The sequence below is a fragment of the Desulfovibrio ferrophilus genome, assembly GCF_003966735.1.
GTDB lineage: Bacteria > Desulfobacterota > Desulfovibrionia > Desulfovibrionales > Desulfovibrionaceae > Desulfovibrio_Q > Desulfovibrio_Q ferrophilus.
Window position 1 is genome coordinate 2,893,330 of the sequence record NZ_AP017378.1, and the last position, 23,158, is coordinate 2,916,487.

Genomic DNA, 23,158 nt, shown 5'->3' on the forward strand with positions numbered 1-23,158 from the left:
GCGCCCCGGCGCCTAGCCGACTTCCTGTTTCCTGTCTCTGGGCGGCAGGAAGCTGGACAGCTTCTCTTCAATGATCCGGGGGTTTTCACCCTTGGAGATGGACAGGATACCCTGCATCACCATCTCCTTCAAAAGCACCTCTTCCTTGCTTCTTGTCTTCAATTTTCCCGCCATGGGGTTGAAGACAAGGTTCGCCAGGACAGCGCCATAAAATGTCGTGATCAGCGCCACGGCCATGGCCGGGCCAATGGAACTGGGGTCATCCATGGTCTGGAGCATCTGCACCAGCCCGATAACCGTACCGATCATGCCCATGGCCGGGGCAAACATGCCAAGGGTTGCGGATATTTCCGCACCGACCTCATGGCGTGCCTCCAGATAGGCGATCTCGGTTTCCAGAATCTCCTGGATGGTCTGCGGTTCCAGGCCGTCCACAGTCAATTGCAGGCCCTTGCGCAGATAGAAGTCGTCCAGCTGCTTGATCACCGGCTCCAGGGACAGGATGCCTTCGCGGCGGGCGCGGTTGGCGTAGTCCATGAACTTTTCGATGATGTCGGCTGGGCTCTCCAGGGAGGAGAAGAAGGTCTTTTTCAGCACGCCCACGGTGCCCAGGATCTTATCCAGAGGATAGTTGACCATGGTCGCGCCGATGGTGCCACCCACAACAATCAGCAGGGAAGGCACGGAAATGAACACCACAGGGCTGCCGCCGGTCACGATTGCCGCGGCCACCAGCCCCAGGGAGAGCACTAATCCGATAACGGTTGCTAAATCCATGGAAGATCCCTCAAAGCTCCTGTTAGGTGCGTACGGGCCTTGTGCCGAAGATGCGTGTACCCACACGCACCAGACTGGCCCCTTCCCTCACTGCCTGTGTAAAGTCGTCGGTCATGCCCATGGACAGGACCGGCAGTTTCATCCCCAGGCGGACTTCAAGCCCGTCTCGCAGTTCGCGCAAACGGGCGAACAACGGGCGGCGCTCTTCAGGATCGAGATCGAACGGCGGGAGGAGCATCAACCCGGTAAGGTTCATACTCCCCATCCGGAGAAGCTCTTCGGCCAACTCCGGAAGGTCTTGTTCGGCGACTCCTGCCTTCTGGCTTTCCAGTGCCAGATTGACCTCGATCAACACGTCCTGTCTGGGGGCGCAGGCTGCCGAGAGCTTTTTATGCAAAGCCTGGGCCAATTTAAGCTTGTCGATGGTATGCAACAGGTCGAAACGACCGGGCACAAACTTGGCCTTGTTGCTCTGCAACTTGCCCGTGAAATGCCAGGACAGGTCAAGATGGGCCAGCTCATCCTGCTTGGCCAGGGCCTCCTGAATATAGTTCTCGCCAAAGTGGCGCTGTCCGGCCAAAGCCGCTTCTGCCACGGCCTGCGCGGGATGCAGCTTGGAGATGGCGACCAGGGTCACGTCTTCGGGAGAGCGCCCCGAGGCCTTGGCAGCATCGTCGATCATACCCCTGGTTTCAACCAGCCGGTCACGAATGGCCTGTCCGTCTACGTTGTGTTCCATCACCTGTTCCTTGTGAGCCTGAAAACGAACCGAACCATCCAGCCAACGGCAGATTGCACCCTTCGGGCCTGGGGTCGGCGTCAAAAAACCAGCATTTCCGGGCACATCCTGCCGCCCGGGGCGCTAAGCACCAATATAAGCAATTATTTATGCACGTTACAGCTAAAAGAAAAGTGTCAGGCCAGCGTAACCCCAATAATCCACAGACGAATTCATCCGGCCCTCAACTCCAATACCCGGCCCCGGATTATTCACCCAGGCCTATGGTACGCAGGAAGTTGGAATCCTCGGTCCAGTCGCGCCGGACCTTGACCCACATCTCAAGATGCACCTTGCCGCCCAGCAACTGCTTCAGCTCCAGACGCGAGGCCCTGCCGATTTCCTTCAGATTCTGACCACCCTTGCCGATGACCATGGCCTTGTGGTTGTCGCGGGCCACCCAGATCAGCGCCCCGATACGAATCAGCCCGTTCTCGTCCTCGTCCCACTGTTCGATCTCAACGGCCGTGGAGTAGGGCAGTTCCTGCTTCAGACTCATGAACAGTTTCTCGCGGATGGTCTCCGCCGCCATGAAGCGCAGGGGAACGGTGGACAACTGATCCTCGGGGAACATGGGCGGACCTTCGGGCAGGTGTTTCTTGACCGTGGCCAGCAATTCGTCCAGGCCTTTGCCCTTGGATGCGGAAATGGGGAGGATTCCGGCCTCGGGCCACATCTCGCCCAGGACCTGCATCAACGGCAGCAAGGCGGCCTTGTCCCTGACCAGATCGATCTTGTTCAAGGCCACATACACGGGCTGATGCGCGCGCTGCACGCCCTTGACGATGGGGTCCAGCTCACGCGCCAACAGCTGCGGCTTGCGCGAGTAGAGGTCCGCATCGGCCATGATCACAATGCAGTCGGCAGCTTCCACCCCGGCCCAGGCCGATTGCAGCAGAAAACGGTTCATGCGCCCGCGCATGCGGTGCACGCCCGGGGTATCCAGAAAGATGATCTGGCTGTCGTCGTCGGTCAGGATGCCCGTAATCTGATTACGGGTTGTCTGCGGCTTGGGGGTGACAATGGCCAATTTCTGACCAAGGAAAGTATTGAGCAATGTGGATTTTCCCGCGTTGGGAGGTCCCAAAAGCACAACAGTCCCGCACCTGTAAAGGCCTTCACTCGTGTCCATATGATTATCCATTTCCGTAATGATCAATCCCTGTTATACACCCACTGAACGCGTCGGGTTGACGCGCCTCCCGGATGCTATATCCTATACATTCGTGTCTCGGCACGGAAAAGTCCACCAATTCATCCCGAAAAGCAAGGCTTGCCTTGAAGCCACCCATCAGCTACGGACCGACACGTTATGAGTAAAAACCTAATTATCGTTGAGTCACCCGCCAAGGTGAAGACCATCAAGAAGTTCCTGGGCCGCGATTATGCGGTCGAGGCTTCCGTAGGCCACGTCCGCGACCTGCCGCCCAAAGCACTGGGTGTGGACGAAGACAGCTTCGAGCCTGAATACCGCGTCATCGGCGGCAAGGAGAAGATCGTCAATCGGCTGCTCGATGCAGCGGCCAAGGCGGAATCTGTCTACCTGGCGCCTGACCCGGACCGCGAGGGCGAGGCGATTGCCTGGCACGTGGCCGAGCTGATCAAGGACAAGAACCAGGATATCCACCGTATCCAGTTCAACGAAATCACGGCGCGAGCCGTGCGCGAAGCACTGGAACACCCGCGTGAGCTGAACGAAAATCTGTTCAATTCACAGCAGGCACGGCGCATTCTGGACAGGCTGGTGGGCTACAAGGTCTCGCCCCTGCTCTGGAAGAAGGTCAAGAGCGGCATCTCCGCCGGGCGCGTGCAGTCCGTGGCGCTACGGCTCATCGTGGACCGCGAAAAGGAACGTCTGGCCTTCATCCCCGAGGAATACTGGGTGCTCAAGGCCTCCCTGGAGGGTGAGAACCCGCCTCCATTCATGTCCGACCTGGCCAAGATCGGCGGCAAGAAGGCCGCCGTGGGCTCTGCTGACGAGGCCGAAGCCGTGGAGACCACGGTCAAATCCAACCCCTTTGTGGTGCAGAAGGTGGCCGAGAAGGAGCGCAAGCGCAGCCCTGCGCCGCCCTATATCACCTCCACCCTGCAGCAGGACGCCAACCGCCGTCTGGGCTATTCCGCCAAGAAGACCATGAGCGCGGCCCAGCGCCTGTACGAAGGTGTTGAGCTGGGCATCCGGGGCACTACCGCACTGATCACCTACATGCGTACCGACTCCGTTCGCATTGCCGACGATGCCCGCGACAGCGCCCGGGAATTCATCCTGGAGCAGTACGGCGAGGATTTCTATCCGCCCAAGGCCAGGGTCTTCAAGACCAAGTCTTCGGCACAGGACGCGCACGAAGCCATCCGGCCCGTTGACGTGACCATCACCCCCGAGGAAGTGCAAGGCAGCCTGCCTGCCGACCAGTTCCAACTGTACAAAATCATCTGGCGACGATTCGTGGCCTCGCAGATGGCCATGGCCAAGTTCTGGGATACCACCGTGGACGTTGCCGCAGGCAATACCATGTGGCGCGCCAAGGGCGAACGCATGCTGTTCCCCGGCTTCCTGAAGGTCTTTGGTCAGAGCCCGGATGACGAGACCAACGAACTGCCCAAACTGACCGAGGGCCAGGAACTGAAGCTGGCCGAGTTCACCAAGGAACAGAAGTTCACCCAGCCGCCGCCGCGCTACTCCGAAGCCTCGCTGGTCAAGGAACTGGAAGAGAAAGGCATCGGGCGTCCGTCCACCTATGCCTCCATTATCTCTACCATCGTGGGCCGCGAGTACGTGGAACTCACGAACAAGCGCTTTGGCCCCACGGACCTGGGCACCACGGTCAGCGACCAGCTGACCGAGCACTTCATCACTCTGATGGACGTGGGCTTTACCGCGACCATGGAGGAAGGCCTGGACGCCGTGGCCGAAGGCAAGCAGGACTGGATCAAGCTGCTGAGCGGATTCACCAAGGATTTCTACCCCACTCTGGAAGAGGCGCGCACCAACATGAAGCGCGTCAAGGCCGGGCTGGAAACGGATATCGTCTGCGAAGTCTGCAGCAAGCCCATGGTCATCAAGTTTGGCCGGGCCGGAACGTTTTTGGCCTGCTCGGGCTATCCGGACTGCAAAAACACCAAGAACTTCAAGCGCGACGAGCAGGGCCAGATCGAGATCGTGGAGCATACCCGCGCCGAGCCCGAAAAAACCGGACGCTCCTGCCCGGACTGCGGCGGGGATCTGGTCATCAAGCACGCCCGCACGGGCAGCCGCTTCATCGCCTGCAACAACTACCCGGACTGCACCTATGCCGAGCCGTTCTCCACGGGAGTCAAATGCCCCAAGTGCGAGCAGGGCGAGCTGGTGGAAAAATCCTCGCGCCGGGGCAAGGTCTTCTATTCCTGCAACCGCTACCCGGATTGCGACTACGCCCTGTGGAACAAGCCCGTGGAAAAGCCGTGCCCGGAATGCGATTCACCCATCCTGGAGCTGAAGACCACCCGCGCCAAGGGCAAGCACCTGGGCTGTCCGAACAAGAAGTGCAAGTATACTGAAGATATGGATATGAGTGACGGCGAGGAGTAGGGAAGGGCATTGAAATTCCCGCGATGGCGGTGTTGCTGCGGCAAAACCAAACTCTCGCGTATTATTCATACGCATCGATCTTGGTTTACCCTTGCGCCTACCCCTCGCGGTTTTTGAACGCCCTTCAAAAGGCATAAAGAGAACAGCGCCTGAACACCCCTTCGGCAAAGGTCGAAGCAATAAAGAATCAAAAGGGCTGATGCTTACGCGTCAGCCCTTTTCGTTGTGTCACTAAGCACTCGACTCATGCCGTTGACATTCCATCACCACAAAAGAAAATCCATATATTTCTGCTTGGCCATATCCATCATTTCGGCCACATCATGGATCGCATCGTACTACCTTCACGCGGACAAAAACTGGTTCGACATTCGGCAGACGATGATCACTTCCACGGCACTCTATATTGTCCAGTTTATCATACTCAAGCGGTCATCCTACTTCAGCAACATTCCAAAGATACTCTTCACAGCATCAACCCTCTACCTGCCTGCATACATCGCAGGCGCGGCCGCCATCTTCTTCGGTATACTTGGAGCCGCAGGAGTATAACCGTTCCAACGCCCCGTTTCGGGGCATCAGGCCGCTTGCCGCGGACGGACCATGGCCGCCCGCGGCAAGCGCGCCAGCCCCGCCCTGGATTCATCCCCCGGCTTGCTCCCTCCCTACTCTTCCACCCCCATTCTTCGCGCACGCATCTGCACCCCACCTCATCGGGCCATTAGCCACGGCGAAGGGCGGACCAAGACCGCCCGAAGCAAGTGGCGAGGCCCGTCGACGCGGGGAACAATCAGGGAGAAGAAAGTTAAGCGAAATCTAGACCTGATGCGGCCTGATAGGCATTCCAACCAAACTCAAGGGGGGAGGGCGGAGTCCAGAGGGTGTTCCGGGGGGAAAGCGAGCTTTGCTCGCGCCCCCCACACACCCTTTGGTCCGAGCGAAGCGGACACCTAAAAGCTATCCCACCGGCGCGCCTCCGCGAAGGCGGACCAAACAGAATACAACACAAATAGTCTCAGGATTTGATTCGACCAGAAACTCTGATCAACTCAAACCCAAGGCCATTTGATGCTGGACCAAAAGGGTTTGCCTACTGCTTTTTCTTCCCTCTTTCCGGAGGATTGTCGGGCCGCAGGACCATTTTCCCATTCTGTTCAACACAGATACCTGTGACTTCGTCGCCCCGGGGGGATGTGAAGGAGGCCGTATCGCCAGCGCTCTTCCCTTCACACGCCGTAAACGCTTCTGGAGGCGGCCCCTTACGCTTACCACCGCCACCAGGCTGAGCCAGGGCCGAGGTGGCACAAATAGCCAATACGCAAAGCGCGAGCAGGATGTTTTTCACGGACATGTCTCCTGTGTAATTGAATCAAACTCATCGTTTGATATCGAAAATCACAGGCCACGACTCAACAAACGCGGTGCTTTTACAATTCTATAGAAACGCTCGGCACTACTTGCGCACCAGCAACCAGATCACATGCACCAACCCCGGCACATAACCGCACAGGGTCAGAATCAGGTTGATCCAGAAATGCAGGCCCAGGCCAACCTTGAGAAAGGCACCCACAGGGGGAATGAGTACAGAGATGATGATGCGAATGAGTTCCATGTCGTGCTCCTGAAGAAGGTTTTGAACCATTGATTCTGATTTCGATCTCTACGATAGCCCGTTTTCAAAGATATTGAAACAATCACAGTTTATTAGCTGCTCATTTTACCATCACTCTTTCAGGCAGGCACATCAAGCGTACTCTTCATCAGCTGCCCCTTCCCATCTCTCCGGGCTTGCCCGGAACCCAGACACCACAAGGCCCGGTAGCCTTTCGACCACCGGACCTGTGGCAACCAGACGTGTGGCAATCGATCCCGTTTCACGGGAAATCCGATTCCAAGAGCTCTGGCAATCCCCGCCGCTGCACGGCAGCGACAGAGCATGTGTTGTTCCCGTCAGAAAAGCCGAACTATGCGGCCTGGGCCTTGGCTCCGCTGGCGAGGGCTGTCAGTAAATTCATGACCAATGCATCCACCTGAGCGATCTCAGGCAGCCCCAGCACCGAGGCATCCGTCAATTGCTTGGCGGCAAGCCCCTGAAAATAGGGAAGATTAAAAACGGTCTCGGGCAAACCCGGCAGGGCCGGAATCTCGCCCCCGGAGAAACGGTTCAGGGCCAGAATCTGGTTTTCCAGCCCCAGATCACCAGCCATGCGCCCAATGGAGGCAGCGGTCTCCAGCCCACGGTGGCTGGGCTCGCTGACCACCACCAGAGCGTCCACGCCCTGAATGGTCCCGCGTCCCAGGTGTTCCACTCCGGCTTCCAGGTCCACCAGCACCCATTCATCACGGTCCAGCACGATATGCGACAGGAGAGCCTTGAGTAGGGCATTGGCCCCGCAGGCGCAGCCGCCGCCCGCACCCGTGACCGTACCCATCACGAGCAGCCGCTTGCGGCCCGGACCATCACCGGGCACGTCCACGCAGAGCTTCTCGGGCAGATCATCCACCGCCGGGTTCAGGTCGATGATGCCGGAGCCGATGCGCTCGCGCACCAGATCCTCGCGCAGAATCAGCGGCTGTGGCAAAGCCCCGGCAGCCAGACCGGAAGCCTGACCCAACGACAGGGCCGTATCCGCATCCACCATCCACACGTTCTTGCCCTGCCGGGCCAGCAGATCGGCGGTCCAGGCGGCCAGCGTGGTTTTGCCCACGCCGCCCTTGCCTGCAAATGCAATCTTCACGTTGTCCTCCTTGGCTAAGCGCCAGAGAACAGGGCCGGGAGTCTCCCCCCGGCCCCGGAGGTTCTTCGCTATTCGGACAGGCCCAGGGCCTTGCGCTTGGCCTTGATGCGCTCGTCCATGATGTCTGCGGCCTTCTCGGGATCGGCTTCCACCAGGAAGGCTGCGCCCACAAGGTCTTCCAGCCCGGACAGGGCCAGATTGGTGACCACGTCGGAGCCGGTGATGTGCGGCGGGGTACCGATCTGCACCGGGATACCCGAGGCCACACAATACAGACCGATGGCCACGGCCTTCTCGGAGTACCATTCCGGCGAGGCACCCCAGACCGGCAGGTCCGAGATATCCACGCCCAGAGCATTGGCGATGGCCGCGCAGAGCTGGATCACGCGCGAGTTGTCCACGCAGGAGCCCATGTGCAGCACGGGCGGGATGCCAAGCGCGCCACAGACTTCCTGCAAGCCCGGACCGGCCATGGACGCGCCTTCAGGCATCAGCAGCCCGGCCTTGCCCGCAGCGGTGGTCACACAGCCCGTGGCCAGGACCAGGATGTCCTTCTTGATCAGGGCCTTGGCCAGCCCGACATTGGCGGAGTCGTGCTTGATGCGCGGGTTGTTGCAACCCACGATGGCGGTGAAACCACGAATCTTGCCGGCTTTGACGGCATCCAGCACCGGGTCCAGGGTCCCGCCCAAGGCAGAGAGCAGGGCCTCGATGGAGAAACCGGTGGTGATGTCCACTGGCTCACAGGGGATCTCGACCCGGCCCTGATCGCGGCGCTCATAGGCCTCAATGGCCATCTCCACGACAACCCGGGCCTGTTTAACAGCATTGTCCGGATGGAAACTGACGTGGGTGGCTCCGGTGAATTTGGCCTTGTCCGCAGTGGTGATGAACTTGGTGTGATAACAGGCAGCGGTCTGCACCAGGCTGGGCATGATGCACTGGTAATCGACCACCATGGCGTCCACCGCACCAGTGACAATGGCCAATTCGGTCATCAGATGGTTGCCCGCCATGGGGATGCCCTGACGCATGAGCAATTCGTTACCGGTACAGCACAGGCCACCGATATTGATGCCCGCCGCGCCGGCGGCCTTGGCCTTGGCGATCATTTCCGGCTCGCGCGCGGCAGCCAGCACCATCTCGGAGACAACGGGGTTGTGGCCGTGCACCAGCAGGTTGACATGATCGGCCTTGAGCACGCCGAGATTGGCGCGTGATGCCGAAGGAGCGGGGGTGCCGAAGATGATGTCAGACAGTTCGGTGCCGATCATGGACCCGGCCCAGCCGTCGGCCAGGGAGGTCCGGGCCGCATGGAGCAGGGTGTTGGGGGCGTCGTTGTCGCAACCCATGTGTGTGCGGTGCATCATCTCCGCGATTTCGCGGTCCACACCACGGGGCATGATGCCCAGTTTGCGCCAGATTTCCTTGCGCTTTTCGGGGACGCGGCAGGTGAATCCCACCTCTTTCTTGCGGCTGCCAAAATCGGCATAGCAGATATCCATCAAATCCCGAGCCACGTCCATAACGTCCCGGCCATCGACGTTGATGCCCAGTTCCGCAGAAACCCGCCTGAGCTTGGCTTCATCACTGATCTGGTAGCCCGGAGCCTTGCCCTCGACGATGGCCTCCAGAACCTCGATCAGGTCCCGGCCATGGTCCGAATGTCCGGCTGCTCCACCAGCCACAAACCGACCAAAGTTGCGGGCCACAATCACATGGGCGTCGGCTCCGCACACACCGCGCTGCATCTTGCCACCCTCTTTGGGACTGATGCGGCAGGGGCCCATGTTGCAATTCTTGCAGGTCAGGCCCAACTCGCAGAATGTACAGTGCGGGCTCTGCTGCTCATAACGGTCCCAGACGGTTTCAACGCCGTCCCGACGCGCCTTTTCGATCATTTTTTGAGCGTCTTCCCAGATGGAAAGCTCTTGGGGTGGCTTCAATTCTTTTGCCATGGTCGTGGCCTCCTGCTGAAGGTCGATACTTCATCCCGGAACCGGACACTCCGAACCACCGGGAAATCCCTGTCTTGCACGGAATATAGCCCACCAAAATGATCACGTATGTCAGCCAGCCGACAAACGAGGTTCTTCACTCAAGAATTGACAGGAATCAGCAGGAATAATGCGGAAAATCAGCGGCAGGAGGCACCCTCAGCCGAAGCATCCAGCGCCTCGACATCAGGGATCAGGTATTGGCCCCGGGAGAGCTTGCAGATCAGCCCGGCTCGCACCAGATCGTTGAGCAGGGTAGAGACGGTCTGGCGGGTGGCCCCGATCAGGCGCGCCAGCTGTTCCACGGGCAGGTCGAGGTCCACACGCACCCCGTCCTCTGCGATGATGCCGTGGCGACGGGCCTCGGTCACCAGCAGAGCAATGAGGCGGCAGTTGGCGTCCTTGAAGACCAGACCATCGATAATGGAAAAGGAGGCTCGCAGGATGTTGCCCAGTACGCGCACCATGGCCTTGGTGACCTCCGGGTCACCCACCATGCGCCGCCGAAAGACCTTGACGTCGATAACCTGCAATTCGACGTCATCCAGAGCCTGAACAAAGGTTTCAGTATGCGAGCTGTAGATATCGCCATGGCCCAGAATGCCCAGATTGAATTCCTTGTCCTCGTAAGCCAGATAAACGCGTACTCGACCCGTGGAGACAATGAAAACCAGATTCTCTTTTTCACCCGGGCTGTAGATGATGCTGCCCTTGGCGTAGGTACGGGTGTGAAAGGCCTCGCGCAGCTCAGCGAATTCGGGACGCCGTAGATAATGAAGGAGATTTTCCTCAAGGAATTTCATACCCATAATGTGCTCCTATCCTTACTTATCCACTTCCATACACGGAGCTACCAATGAGGGGAAGCCCCTGACTGTCGGCTAGCCGACACTTATGCGCAGTGCCTCCCCATTTCCGTACTGACTGCGTTGTAACCTCTGACACCTCTTCTGTTGCCGCATCTCTAACTGCTACGAGAGCAGGACCAAACCACATACAGCATTCTCCCTGCCTATCGGGCATTGGACGTAGACCGTGCAGACCAAGGCCGCTCCAAACAGACGGTCAGCCCCGGCAGCAAGCAAGAACACCCCCTGCTACAATCGAGTCAAAACCCTTATCCCACATGGCCTGATAAGCAACCGTCATCGACTCAAGGGGGGAGGGCGGAGTCCAGAGAGGGTTCCGGTCCAATGCGCCCCCCAACCTCCTCTGATCACGCCGAAGGCGAGCAAAGGGTTGAAAACACACCGCCGGCGGCCCCCACCAGCAATCAAAGCGTTAAAAAGCACCGCTGGCTAGGCGCGAGAAGCAACCAAGACCGACGCCTATCTAGACACCGCCAGCGGGGCATTTTCAACGCTCCCACGTCACTGACCGCCCCAACGATGCCGTTCACCTGAAAATCTTCCGTACCGCTTTGAATCCTGATACATATTGACGGCTGAAAACGACTTTTGCCGATAAAAGGATACGATATGCTGCTTGGAATCGATGTTGGTGGCACCCATACCGACACGGTCATTCTGGACGATGGCCGGGTAGTGGCCGAAGCCAAGATCCCCACGGATCACGACGATCTGCTCTCCTCCATTCAGGGCGCACTGGACGCCGTGCTCACCGGTATGGACCCGGCGCAGATCCGCTCGGTCAACCTGTCCACGACCCTGTCCACCAACGCCATCGTCGAAAACAAAATCGAAGACGTGGGCGTGCTGGTCTCCACCGGTCCGGGCATCGACCCGGAAAACTACCGCGTGGGCGGGCACTATCACGTGGTGGCCGGAGCCGTGGACCATCGCGGAACCGAGGTCATGGCCCCGGATGAACAACAGTTGGAGGAAGTGGCCCTGTCCATGGAACAGGCGGGCATCAAGGTCTTTGCGGCGGTGGGCAAATTCTCCACCCGCAACCCGGACCACGAACGCGCCATGGCCGGAGCCGTGGGCCACGCTGCGGACTTCGTGACCATGGGCCACGGCGTGTCCGGGGTGCTCAATTTTCCACGCCGGGTAGCCACAGCCTATTTCAACAGCGCGGTCTGGCGAACCTACAATGACTTTGCCTGGGCCATGCAAGAAAGCCTTACAGGGCGTGGCCTGAAAGCCGAAATCAACATCCTCAAGGCCGATGGTGGCACTCTGCCTCTGGCCGTGTCGCGTCGCCGCCCCATCGAGACGATTCTCTCAGGACCAGCCGCCAGCGTGATGGGCATGATCGCCCTGTGCGATCCGCGTGACGACAGCGTGCTGCTGGATATCGGCGGCACCACCACTGACATTGCCGTGTTTGCCGATGGCTCGCCCGTGATCGAGGATCAGGGCATGACCGTTGGTTCCTACCCCACCCTTGTCAAATCCTTGAAGATCCGCTCCATCGGCGTGGGTGGCGATTCGGTCATTCGCGTCAATTCCGAAGGTATGGTCACCGTGGGACCGGACCGCAAGGGCCCGGCACTGGCCACCTGCGGCAACAGCAAGATCGCCAAAGGACAAGCCTGTTCCCCGGCCCTGACCGATGCTCTGAACACGCTGGGGCTGTCCGCCTTCGGCGATGTGGAGGCCTCGCGCCGTGGTATCCGCAAGCTGGCAGAGCTGTCCGACCTGGCACCCGAGGTGCTGGCCCGGCGCGCCGTGGACAACGCCCGCGACAAGATTGTGGCTGCGGCCAATGATCTGGTGGACGAACTCAACGACCGCCCCGTGTACACCATTCTGGAACTCCTGAAGGGTAAAACCGTGCGCCCCAAGCGCTATTCTCTGATGGGCGGCCCGGCACAGGCCATGGGACCGCAACTGGAAGAGGTGTTGGGCGTGCCCGTGACCCTGCCCGCACACTTTGCCGTGGCCAACGCCATTGGCGCGGCCCTGACCAGGACCACCATGGATGTGGAGCTGTTTGCAGATACCCAGAAAAAACGGATGTTCATCCCTGGCCTGGGCATCGCCACGGATATCCCGGCCAGCTACACGCTGGAACAGGCCGAGCGCGACGCCGAGAAAGCCCTCAAGGATTACCTGGTCGGCATGGGAGGAGGGGAAACCGCAGCGGAACCGGAGATTTCCGAATCCGGCTCCTTCAACATGGTGGATGACCACGGCACAGTGGGCCGCAACATCCGCGTCAAATGCCAGATCCAACCCGGCATCGTGACCCGGGCCCGGGTCTAGCACACAATATATTAGAAGATTCAGTGCTCTTTATAACACAACAAAGCCCCCGAAATTCGGGGGGCTTTTTGCATTTCCAACGCATCAACCAAATCAATCAGACTCTCCCCCCGAGCCGGTCTATCCGGACACCCCCATGACGGAGCGTGACAGCACCCGCAGGATGGTCATGACCAGATCATCGCGCTCCATGGGCTTGGCCACATAACCATCCATCCCAGCCTGCATGAACCGCTCGCGGTCGCCCTTCATGGCGTGGGCGGTCATGGCCACGATAGGCACCTTGGGATCGAGAATGCCGTTGCTGCTTTCGCGAATCAGTTGGGTCGCCTCCAGGCCATCCATCTCGGGCATGGAAATGTCCATGAACACCAGATCAAAGCGCTCCTGGCTCAAGGCCTGTACCGCCTCGCGCCCGTTGGAAACACTCGAGACTGTGTGGCCCATCTCCGCCAGCACCCGCTCCGCATAGATACGGTTCACGGTGTTGTCTTCGGCCACCAGCACCCTGAGTCTGGGCAGATCGTTGATCATAAGCTGGCCCTGCGGCACCATGGGCTCCTCGCGAGCCGGGGTCACGGGCAAACTGAAATACACACTGGTACCCTGGCCCTCGGCACTATCCACGGTCACCGAGCCTTCCATCAGCGTCACCAGGCGCTTGACGATGCCCAGCCCCAACCCCGTGCCCTGATACTTGCGGGTAAACGACCCGTCAGCCTGGGTGAAAGGCTCAAAGACCACATGCTGGAATTCATCCGAGATGCCGATGCCCGTGTCTTCGACGCAGAACAATAGCCGCAGCGCCCCGTCCGAGGCCGAGGTGTCCAACCGGTCAACCCGGACGATGATGCTCCCTTCGTCGGTAAATTTCAGGGAATTGCCCACCAGATTGAACAGCACCTGCCGGATGCGGACATCATCCCCCAGCAGGGCATCCGGGGCGTCGGGATCGCGCTGGATGTCAAACTCAAGTCCCTGGCGCGCGGCCTGAGTCCCGAAATGTGTCTGGACCTGTCGCAATACATCGGACAGGGAGAATTCGCGCTTTTCGGTTTCCAGCCGGCCGGCCTCGATCTTCGAGATATCCAACAGATCGTTGAGGATCGCCAACAGATTGCGCCCGGACTCACGAATCATCTCGATGCTTTCGAGTTGATCCTCGTCCAGCTCGCCCAGCATTACCAGTTCGGCCATACCCAGAATACCGTTGAGCGGGGTGCGCACCTCGTGGCTCATATTGGCCAGAAATTCGTTCTTGATGCGGTTGGCCTGCTCGGCCACGTCGCGCGCACGGCGCAATTCTTCCTCGGTCCGCACGCGCTGGGTAATGTCCACCACCGAGACAATGGTCTGCCCGGATTCGGGCAACAACCCCACCTGCACAAAGGCGTGGATGACCTGACCATCCTTGGACAGCAGGTCCAGCTCGTATTCCGAGGGCACGTCCTCGCCCATCTGACGCCGCTGATGGTTGGTACCGGCAAACGTCCTGTGCTCCGGGGCCACGTATTGCAGAAAGTTGGTGCCTGCCACCGTCTCGTTGGTCCAGCCGCAGATCTCCTTGAACTTGCTGTTGATCTTGATGATTGTTCCATCCGAGCCGATGCTGGCCATGCCCGTGCCAGTGTTCTCGAACATCACCCGGTACAGGGTCTCGCGCTCGCGGTGCAGCTGCTCCGCACGGCGGGCCTCGGTCACGTCCCGGGCCATGCCCTGGGTCCCGGCAAAGGCCTCGGGCACGGGCGTGACTCCCTCGTACACTCCCTCGGCATCAAACAGCAGGATCGGTTCGGGCTGCAGGCGGTCGGTACGCAACTCCATGTCCACCAGAGTTCCGGCCTTGGTCATCAGCCTGAGTTCAAGGCTGCTGGTCCGCCTGTCTCCGGTGCGGCGTTCGTCCACCCTATGCATGGCCTGCTTGCGGTCTTCGGGATGTACAAGCTCCAGAATATGCCTGCCCACAACCTCTTCGGGAGTGTAGCCGTAGTTGACGATGGCCTTGTTGACGAAGGTGACGCGTCCTTCGTTGTCCAGGCGGTAGATCAGGTCGGGGATGGTGTCGACGATGGACTTGAAGCGTCGCTCCTGAAGCTGCAAGGCATCCTTGGTCAACTTCCATTGGGTCATGTCATGAGAGATAACCGCCACATGAGTGATCTCGCCACTGTCGGAGACGTAGGGAGAATAGGTGACGCTGAAATATCCGCGCCCCCGGGCGTGAAAATCGAACCAGGTCTCGTATCCGGTGTGCTCACCGGCAAAGGCCTTGTCCAGACAGGGCTTGATGGTCTCCTCGAATATTGCGGCCCCGCCCCAGACCTCCGCCACGCTGCGGCCCACAAGCTGTTCCACGGAGAAACCTGCGGCTTCGAGATAGGCGGCGTTGGCGGCTTCATATTCGTAGTCCGCATTGATCAGGGTCATGAAATCGCGCGATGAATCGGCGATAAATCGGAATTTTCTGGCGGCCTCGTCCGGGGACATGCCCGAAGCGCTGGCCACAGCCGCCTGCGCCTCGGCATCTTCAAGGCGTTCCTGCAAATCCTCAATTTTCGCAAGTAGTGCAGAAACGTCATTATCCTTGCTGTCAATCGCCATTCCTATAATCCACCATGTCTGATATTCTATGCCCAACTCAAACAAGTGGCCCAACATATCAGAGAATTGACTTTTGAGTAAAGCGGAGTCATTAACCCGCCTTGTGCATCGGAGTTTTGATTGATTGCACAAACAATAATCTTATCGGAGACGAAATTATGGATATCACCCTGACGACCCCAGCAATCATGTTCCCGGCCATCACTCTGATGATGCTGGTTTACACCAACCGTTTTCTGGGTCTGGCCTCGCTGATTCGCGGCCTGCACCAACGCTACGAGGCAGACAATGACCCACGCGTGCGTGAACAGATCGATAATCTGAACCGCCGGGTGGAGTTGCTCCGATCCATGCAGGGATTCTCCATGGGTGCGCTGCTGTGCTTTGTACTGTGCATTTTTGCCCTGTTCCTGGGCTGGCAGATTCCGGGCAAAGCGCTGTTCACCGTGGGCCTGGTGCTGCTGACGGCATCATTGTCGCAGTCCCTCAGGGAGATTCGCATCTCCTGCAACGCCCTGAAGATTCAGTTGGGGGATATGGCGAAGAAATAGGGCTTTCGCCCTCGTTATTAATTGGGGGCCGCCTGCGCGGATTTACCTTGGTGGAGATGCCTCAAGGCGTCCGCCTTCAGCGGGACCAGAGAAGGTTGGGGGGGAGATGGCCGCAAAGCCTCCGGCATCCGCAATACGTTCCAAAACTGGACTGGCCCGGCGCGAGGCAAGCTCAAGCTCGAGGGATAGTCGATCTATCCGAGAGTTTGAACGACCCGAAGCAACACCATCAGTACGGGAATTGGGACGTATTGCACCGGAACCTCCTCTGAACTTCGCCGCCCTCCCCCCTGGAGTTCAGCCCAAAAGACTATCAAGCCTCGCCAACTCTCGTTTGGCGAGGCTTTTTCTATCTAAAGTTGCGGGGCGTGTTGCCGGGGCTGGCTGCTTCACTCGTGCGGCTCCAATCCGCACGGCTCATGCCTTATGCCCCGAGTGTCCAAATCCAAAGACTATATCAACACAACACCCATTCAAGCCATTCACCCATCGGTTCTAACCACTCACATATCAGAGTGTTGACTTCCGTGGCACTTTGCCGTGGAATCCGGGTTCAATAGCAACGCAAACCGATTCTTCAAGGGGCGTTCAAAAATCACGCTGGCACGGCGCTTCGTTGCTTTCAAGCCGCAGCATAGTAAACCTATGTGAGGATTTGAAAGTGACGGAGCAACAAAGTCAGCGGGAGAGTTTCAACGCCCCACCGGAGTATAGATGCTAGAAGCCAAGAACAGATTAGGAATAGTCTTCTTCCCTGCCTATGACTGGGCCATCAGCCCCACGCACCCCGAGCGCGAGGAACGCCTGCTCTACACGCAGGATCAATTGCGTGAGGAAGGGCTGTTCGATATCGACGGCATCACCGAATACAAGCCCGAGGTTGCCAGCCACGAGGATGTGGAGCGCACCCATTTCTGCCTGCCAGACGTTGCCAGCATTGCCACCAAGTCGCATTTGATCTCGGCTGGCGGGGCCATCAAGGCCGCACGGCTGGTCATGGAAAAAGAAGAGGAAAAGGCCTTTGCCCTGGTGCGCCCCCCCGGCCACCACGCCATGAAATTCGTGCACGGCAACCGCGGCTTCTGCAACATGAACATCGAAGCCATCATGCTGGAGTGGATCCGCGAGACCTACGGCCAAAAGCGGGTCGCCATCATCGATACGGACTGCCACCACGGCGACGGTACACAGGACATCTACTGGCACGACCCCAACACCCTGTTCATTTCCCTGCATCAGGACGGGCGCACCATCTATCCGGGCACGGGCTTCCCCAAGGATCTGGGCGGACCCGGCGCGCTGGGCAAGACCATCAATATCCCGCTGCCTCCGGGCACCAGTGACGAGGGCTTTCTGCATGTGGTGGATCACACCATCCTGCCCATCCTGGAGCATTTCAAACCCGACCTGATCATCAACTCCGCCGGGCAGGACAATCACTACACCGACCCCATCACCAACATGAACTTCTCGGCTCAGGGCTATGCCTTGCTCAACCAGAAGCTCAACCCGGACCTGGCGGTGCTGGAAGGTGGCTACGCCATCCAAGGCGCGCTGCCCTATGTGAATCTGGGAATCTGTCTGGCCATGGCCGGGGTGGATTATTCCGGGGTGCGCGAGCCGAACTTCAATGCCGAGGCCCTGCGTCAGCCGCAAAAGGTCACGGACTACATCAAACGCCTCTCTGCCGAAACCCGCGAACTGTACTTCAACCCGCCGCGGGACAAGATGAAGGGCGAGGTCTCCGAAGGCTTTTTCGTGCGCCACAAAGACATCTTCTACGACACCGACGGCATCAGTGAATCGCAGGTGGAATCGGTGATGATGTGCGACAACTGCCCGGGCGTGCTGAAGATCGAATCGTGGTCCACGGTGAATCCGCTGTCCGTGGGCATCGAGATTCCCATCGACGCCTGCGAGCGCTGCCACGGCAAGGGTTTGCAGCTGTTCGAGGAAGCGCAGGTCAAGGGCAACTACCGCTATATGCAGCTCATAAACCGCCGCGACCGGCAGTATCAACAGTACGGCTTCTAAGGCAGGCTGCCCGGAACAATCATTCCTCATCACGCTTGCCACCAGCCCTCTCTGAACTTCCGTAATTCAAGAATCATCTCAAGATTCTTCATACAATCTAAGGACAATCATCTGCGCATCGTCGATTGCCGGGGCGGACCATGACCGCCCCACAGCAAACGACAGCGCAGCCTCAATCCTTCTCTCACAGGTCACTCAACCTTCCTCAACTCCCCAATCAAGTATCCGCCTACTCAATCCCGCCACCTCGTCGGGGCATTGGGCGTGATGAGAGCGGATTACAGCCGCCCGAGATGAACGCCTAGCCCCGGCTATGAGGTTGTCGCCACCCTGTTGCTGATGCTGCAAAACCACCAGCCACCAAGGCCTGAAAGGCCACATCAACAACTATCGGGGGGAGGGGAGGAGTCCAGAGGAGGTTCCGGGGGGAAAGGGAGCAACGCGACCGTCCACCCACACCTCCTCTGGTTCCGCCGAAGGCGATCAGGGCATTGAGTGCGAGGCCGTGGCCAGCCACGTGAAAACAAAAAGCCCAACGAAACGACTCCAATTCGGCGGTGCGCTCCAAAACCGGGCTGAGCAGGCGCAAAAGGCGACCAAGCCCGACGCGTATTCAAATACGCGAGGATTTGAGTCGGCTTGAAGAAACGAACTCAGCGCGGGAATTGGGGCGTACCGCCCACCTTATTGTTCGATGAACTTCAGAAACACATCGACGCAGTTGGGGCACAGATGCCCGACCCGGGCGTCGTCGATGATCTGCAACACGCGCTCCTCGGGCATGGGATCGCGGTAAGGGCGATTGCTCGTCAGAGCATGATAAATATCTCCCACGGCAATGATCCGCGCCCAGAGCGGAATCTTGTCTCCCTTGATGCCATAGGGGTAGCCCTTGCCGTCCATGCGCTCGTGGTGCGAGAGCACGGCGGGAATCAGCTGCTCCATGCTCGGGATGGGCTTCAGGATTTCGGCACCGATGGTGGGGTGGGTCTTGATGACCTCGTATTCCTTGACCGTAAGCTTGCCGGGTTTCAGGAGCACGCTGTCGGGAATGCCGATCTTGCCCAGGTCGTGCAGCCTGGCGGCGATCTCCAGGCTTTCCAACTCATCCGGGGCAAAGCCCATGACCGATCCCATGCCCACGGCGATCTCGGCAACGGCCTCGGAATGGCCGCGGGTATACACGTCGCGCGCTTCCAAAGCCTGAATCAGGCTGGTGATGGAGCTGAGCATCATGCTATGTTCGTGGCGCAGGCGTTCCTTTTCCAGCAACAGATTCTGGAAATGGTCGGAGAGCAACTTTTCCACGGAATGCTGCAACTGCTCCATGCTGAAGGGCTTGACCATATAGGCCGATGCACCCAGCTGGTACATGCGCCGAATCATGGCCCGATCATCCTGGGAACTCATGATGAGCAGAGGCAGCATTTTCAGGTGCGGTTGAGACTGGAGTTCCTTGGCGAATTGCAAGCCATCCATGACCGGCATGTCGATGTCGCTGATGATCAGATCGATCTTGGTATCGGAATTAAGGATATCCAAAGCCTGGCGACCATTCTCAGCCTCCATGACCTTGTAGCCCACCTTCTTCAGGCTGCCACAGACTTTCTTGCGGATCAGCGGCGAATCATCCACCACCAGCATGCGCCGATCGCGAATGATGTCCATCTTGTCCAGAAAATCGCGCACATTGTTCAGAAACTGGCCGGGCCCGCCGGACTTGGTCAGATATCCGTCTGCCCCCACACGGAAACCGCGTTCGATATCCTCGTCGCGGTCTCGGGAGCTCAGAATAAGGACGGGCATGGTGCCGGTCTTGGGATCGGACTTGATCTTCTGGCACATGTCGAAGCCGTTCATGTTCGGCATATCCACATCGGAAATGATGAGGTCGAACTCTCCGGCATTGGCAGCTTCCAAGCCCTTGACTCCGTCCACGGCCTGAGTGACCTCGGCATCGAGGTTCTTGAGCTGCTTCAGGAGCGCTTTGCGGATGGTGACGCTGTCGTCAACAATGAGAATCCGGGGTTTCGACATGCAAAGTCCATAAATCGTTTTCAAAAGTTACGCAAACACCCTGTAACAATTCACACAAAAAACACACTGTTAATCCGCGCTTCGCTAGCGAGTGAAGGTACTGCGCAGGTCTTGAAGTGGCCCAGTTAAAGCGTTCCGGCCGTCAACAGTCTCCATCCGTCCCTGAAGAACATCAGTGCAAACAGCAGCAGCACCGCAGCCATGAAGCGTAAAACCAGGGTATAAGTCCGCCCCTGTAGAAAATTGCGGGACCGCCCCACCAGCAGAGCCACGGAAATCTTGGCTCCCACCAGACAGAGATAAAATCCTGCCAGAAGCAGAAAGGGCGCTGCTGGCTCTCGGGACCAGCCCTTGAGCAGCAAGGGGGAACCTACAGTCATCCAGAACAGGTACGGGTGCGGACTCAGAAAATTAGTGATCACTCCCTTTCTCAAGGAACGGGACAGATCGGACTGCTGCATGGGCTGCGGCGGTCTGGCCTTCCAGGTCTCCCAGGCCAGGAGCAGGATGAAACACCCACCAGCCAGAGACACGGCACCAAGCACTCCGGCCATGTGCGCCATCTGCGCCAGCACGAATACAGAAAGCGCCACAATGGGGAAATCCGTAATCAGCGGCGCGGCGGCCACGCGCAGACCGGCACGGGCACCACCCCTGACGGCCTCGGTCACCACCAATGTCATCAAAGGCCCGGGTGACATCCCCGCCCAAAAGCCCAAAACACAGCCTGTAATGAAATCAGTCCAGAGAGAATCCATGCGCAAAGTTCTGCACGGCTCCCCATGGAAAAGCAAGTATTTCAAAGTCGTTCAGGCAATCCATTATCCGATGCATCGCGCTGAAAACCTCGGCGCACAATAGAACCGGAAACAGGCGGGAGCGGGGAGGGCCTCAAAAGTACAGCGGCGGCCAACCAGCCCCTTGACCATAGATAACGATGAGAATATCGTTAAGCACTAACCCTCATCACAAAGGCTTCTTGGCGATATCGATGAATACCGATTATAATACTTATAAAGACCTCGCTTCCGCGCTTGGCGTCTCTGTTCCCACCATCAAAAGCTGGCGTCGGAAGTTCCCCGCAAGCCTGCCCCTCTTGAGCCGGGGCAAGCCCCTGCGCTTCGCACCCGAAGCTCTGGAGGCCTGCCGAATCATTCGTGATGGCTACAGCAAAGGGCTCTCGTCCGCTGAAATTCGAGAGTTGCTTGAAGAAACCCTGCCCTGGACGGGCCGAAGCGCAGCACAGCTGCCCACAGGCGCGGACAGCGAAACCCTGACCGAACTGACCCGTAGCGTACATGAATTGCTGCAAACCCAACGCCGCACTGCCGACCGACTTGAACGGCTTGAGCAACGCCTGGGCCAACAATTGGGTCAAATGCATGGGCACCCCAAGCTGCTGGAAGAGTTGCGCGCCCTGAAACGGCAGAACGGACAGACAGCCTCCAACCCCGCTGAACAACCATTCCCTGACACTCTCCGAGAACAGACTGCACAGCCATCAAAGGCCACAGCCGAGACCAACCAGAAATCGGATACGCCTCCGAGCATTGAATTGCAGAAGCCATCCCTCGAGCGCCCCCAGCGCGTGGTGCGCATCCGCACCCGATCCGGGGAATACGAGCGCTATGCCCTGCAACCATTGGGACCGGAACCAAAACCTGGTGCACGCCCAGTGCCTGCCGAAGATTTTCTGGAACTGCCCGTGGTCACGCAAAACGCTCAGGGCGAATATCTCGGAGTGCCGGGACTGACCGTTGGGATGCTAGCCGCACGCCTTGGTCCCGGTGGCGACTGGATCCAGCGCGGAGGACTTTGGCTACTCACAGTGCAGACCCTGCCCGCACAAACCCTGACCCTGACCCCCACGGTCACACCACGCGGCAACAACGTCGCCGCCCTGACACGGCTGGCCACGCCCACTACCGAACTTGGCGACGAAGCGCGCATCGCGTTCCTGCGCGGCCTGCGCAGGGGGTAACCGGAGTCGATCCAACCAAAGATAGCCGCCGCAACTTGCGGACATCAACCGTCACACTCCTGGCTTCTACTCAAGAAGTTCGGCCCCATTCATGACCCCACCAAACCTGCACCCATGGCAAACAGTCAAATTCTTGCATGGAAACTGCAATCCGTGCATATTTATTTTGAGCATTGATCACCCTCGCCAAGGAGTGTCTGCGCCATGCCAACAATCATCTGGAACGACCTGCTGGCTACAGGAGAGCCCAAGATTGACCACCAGCACATGAGTCTGATCGGAATCATCAATGATTTTACGGAGGCCATGAAAGCCGGAAAAGGAGCGGAGGTGATTGACGAATGCCTGCGTGGGCTACGCGACTACGCTGACACCCACTTCGAATGCGAAGAGGCCTACATGGCGCGCATCCATTTCCCCCACCTTGAAGACCACAAACGGGAACACCAACGGCTGCTTGCCGAGATTGAGGGACGCCTGGACGAACTCCTGAACAGGCAGCCTCCCGCCCGTGAGGTTCACGTCTTTCTCAAGACCTGGTTGGTGGACCATATCCTCGGCTGGGACTTCAATATCATTCAGCATGCAAAGGAAACGAGAGAATAGCGTCGCATCCACAAGGTGAACCATCAAGTCATACGGATAAATGGCGCGAGACTATCACCTGATATCTATGTGGATTTGAATCACGCGAAGCAACAAAGTATACGACAGCCCAAGGCGTGAAGCAGATCGCTCAAAAAGGATTGAATACAAGGCACGAGAGGGCTTAAAGATCGACGCATATAAGAACATATGCAAGATTTTGAAGAACGAGAAGTAACGCCGCAGACACCCCTTTTTCAGCGACACACCACTAGCCTTGCAAATCGCTTAAAAGGGGTCGGATACGCGGCGCAAGCGTGATCCAAGGCCGACGCATAGTG

The 23,158-nt window shown here is 58.6% G+C and carries 17 protein-coding genes; 6 read left to right on the forward strand and 11 right to left on the reverse strand.

What is annotated here, in order from left to right; translation table 11 throughout:
• Positions 1–12: 12 nt before the first annotated feature.
• From EL361_RS13330 to era, 3 genes are all read right to left on the reverse strand, one after another.
• Positions 13–777 carry a motility protein A gene (locus tag EL361_RS13330; protein WP_126380334.1) on the reverse strand — a complete coding sequence of 255 codons (765 nt, stop codon included), beginning with the start codon at positions 775–777 and terminating at the stop codon, positions 13–15.
• Between the two features lie 22 nt (positions 778–799).
• Positions 800–1,516 (reverse strand): YggS family pyridoxal phosphate-dependent enzyme, encoded by a 717-nt coding sequence (locus tag EL361_RS13335; protein WP_126380336.1) that lies wholly within the window; start codon positions 1,514–1,516, stop codon positions 800–802.
• A gap of 247 nt (positions 1,517–1,763) precedes the next feature.
• Positions 1,764–2,687: a GTPase Era gene (gene era, locus EL361_RS13340; protein WP_126380338.1), complete on the reverse strand. Its 924-nt coding sequence runs from the start codon at positions 2,685–2,687 to the stop codon at positions 1,764–1,766.
• Between the two features lie 180 nt (positions 2,688–2,867).
• Here era and topA point away from each other — a divergent pair, with 180 nt between their 5' ends.
• The gene (topA, locus tag EL361_RS13345) at positions 2,868–5,123 is read left to right on the forward strand and encodes a type I DNA topoisomerase (protein ID WP_126380340.1); all 2,256 of its coding nucleotides are present in this window, start codon (positions 2,868–2,870) and stop codon (positions 5,121–5,123) included.
• Positions 5,124–6,213: 1,090 nt separating this feature from the next.
• On the opposite strand, the gene EL361_RS13350 is transcribed toward topA, so the two are convergent.
• From EL361_RS13350 to EL361_RS13370, 5 genes are all read right to left on the reverse strand, one after another.
• Positions 6,214–6,468 carry a hypothetical protein gene (locus tag EL361_RS13350; protein WP_126380342.1) on the reverse strand — a complete coding sequence of 85 codons (255 nt, stop codon included), beginning with the start codon at positions 6,466–6,468 and terminating at the stop codon, positions 6,214–6,216.
• 108 nt (positions 6,469–6,576) lie between these two features.
• Positions 6,577–6,735, reverse strand: a complete 159-nt coding sequence (locus EL361_RS13355) for a YqaE/Pmp3 family membrane protein (RefSeq protein WP_126380344.1) — start codon at positions 6,733–6,735, stop codon at positions 6,577–6,579.
• A gap of 352 nt (positions 6,736–7,087) precedes the next feature.
• Positions 7,088–7,861 carry an ATP-binding protein gene (locus tag EL361_RS13360; RefSeq protein WP_126380346.1) on the reverse strand — a complete coding sequence of 258 codons (774 nt, stop codon included), beginning with the start codon at positions 7,859–7,861 and terminating at the stop codon, positions 7,088–7,090.
• A gap of 68 nt (positions 7,862–7,929) precedes the next feature.
• Positions 7,930–9,819 (reverse strand): anaerobic carbon-monoxide dehydrogenase catalytic subunit, encoded by a 1,890-nt coding sequence (cooS, locus tag EL361_RS13365; RefSeq protein ID WP_126380348.1) that lies wholly within the window; start codon positions 9,817–9,819, stop codon positions 7,930–7,932.
• 179 nt (positions 9,820–9,998) lie between these two features.
• A complete protein-coding gene (locus EL361_RS13370; protein ID WP_338031043.1) occupies positions 9,999–10,667 on the reverse strand; it encodes a Crp/Fnr family transcriptional regulator in 669 nt (222 codons plus the stop codon).
• Between the two features lie 669 nt (positions 10,668–11,336).
• Here EL361_RS13370 and EL361_RS13375 point away from each other — a divergent pair.
• The gene (locus tag EL361_RS13375; RefSeq protein ID WP_126380350.1) at positions 11,337–13,028 is read left to right on the forward strand and encodes a hydantoinase/oxoprolinase family protein; all 1,692 of its coding nucleotides are present in this window, start codon (positions 11,337–11,339) and stop codon (positions 13,026–13,028) included.
• 120 nt (positions 13,029–13,148) lie between these two features.
• Here EL361_RS13375 and EL361_RS13380 read toward each other — a convergent pair whose 3' ends face one another.
• Positions 13,149–15,629: a PAS domain S-box protein gene (locus EL361_RS13380; protein ID WP_172961757.1), complete on the reverse strand. Its 2,481-nt coding sequence runs from the start codon at positions 15,627–15,629 to the stop codon at positions 13,149–13,151.
• Between the two features lie 158 nt (positions 15,630–15,787).
• On the opposite strand from EL361_RS13380, the gene EL361_RS13385 reads away from it, so the two are divergent.
• Both EL361_RS13385 and EL361_RS13390 read left to right on the forward strand, forming a co-directional pair.
• Complete coding sequence (locus EL361_RS13385) at positions 15,788–16,180, forward strand: DUF2721 domain-containing protein (RefSeq protein ID WP_126380354.1); 393 nt, start codon at positions 15,788–15,790, stop codon at positions 16,178–16,180.
• A gap of 714 nt (positions 16,181–16,894) precedes the next feature.
• Positions 16,895–18,214 carry a histone deacetylase family protein gene (locus EL361_RS13390; protein ID WP_126380356.1) on the forward strand — a complete coding sequence of 440 codons (1,320 nt, stop codon included), beginning with the start codon at positions 16,895–16,897 and terminating at the stop codon, positions 18,212–18,214.
• A gap of 684 nt (positions 18,215–18,898) precedes the next feature.
• Here EL361_RS13390 and EL361_RS13395 read toward each other — a convergent pair.
• Together EL361_RS13395 and EL361_RS13400 are read right to left on the reverse strand one after the other, a co-directional pair.
• Positions 18,899–20,251, reverse strand: a complete 1,353-nt coding sequence (locus EL361_RS13395) for a response regulator (protein WP_126380358.1) — start codon at positions 20,249–20,251, stop codon at positions 18,899–18,901.
• A 125-nt stretch (positions 20,252–20,376) separates the two neighbouring features.
• Complete coding sequence (locus EL361_RS13400; protein WP_126380360.1) at positions 20,377–21,009, reverse strand: LysE family translocator; 633 nt, start codon at positions 21,007–21,009, stop codon at positions 20,377–20,379.
• Between the two features lie 233 nt (positions 21,010–21,242).
• On the opposite strand from EL361_RS13400, the gene EL361_RS13405 reads away from it, so the two are divergent.
• Positions 21,243–22,232, forward strand: a complete 990-nt coding sequence (locus EL361_RS13405; protein WP_172961758.1) for a MerR family transcriptional regulator — start codon at positions 21,243–21,245, stop codon at positions 22,230–22,232.
• 204 nt (positions 22,233–22,436) lie between these two features.
• The gene (locus tag EL361_RS13410) at positions 22,437–22,838 is read left to right on the forward strand and encodes a bacteriohemerythrin (protein ID WP_126380364.1); all 402 of its coding nucleotides are present in this window, start codon (positions 22,437–22,439) and stop codon (positions 22,836–22,838) included.
• The last annotated feature ends 320 nt before the right edge of the window (positions 22,839–23,158 follow it).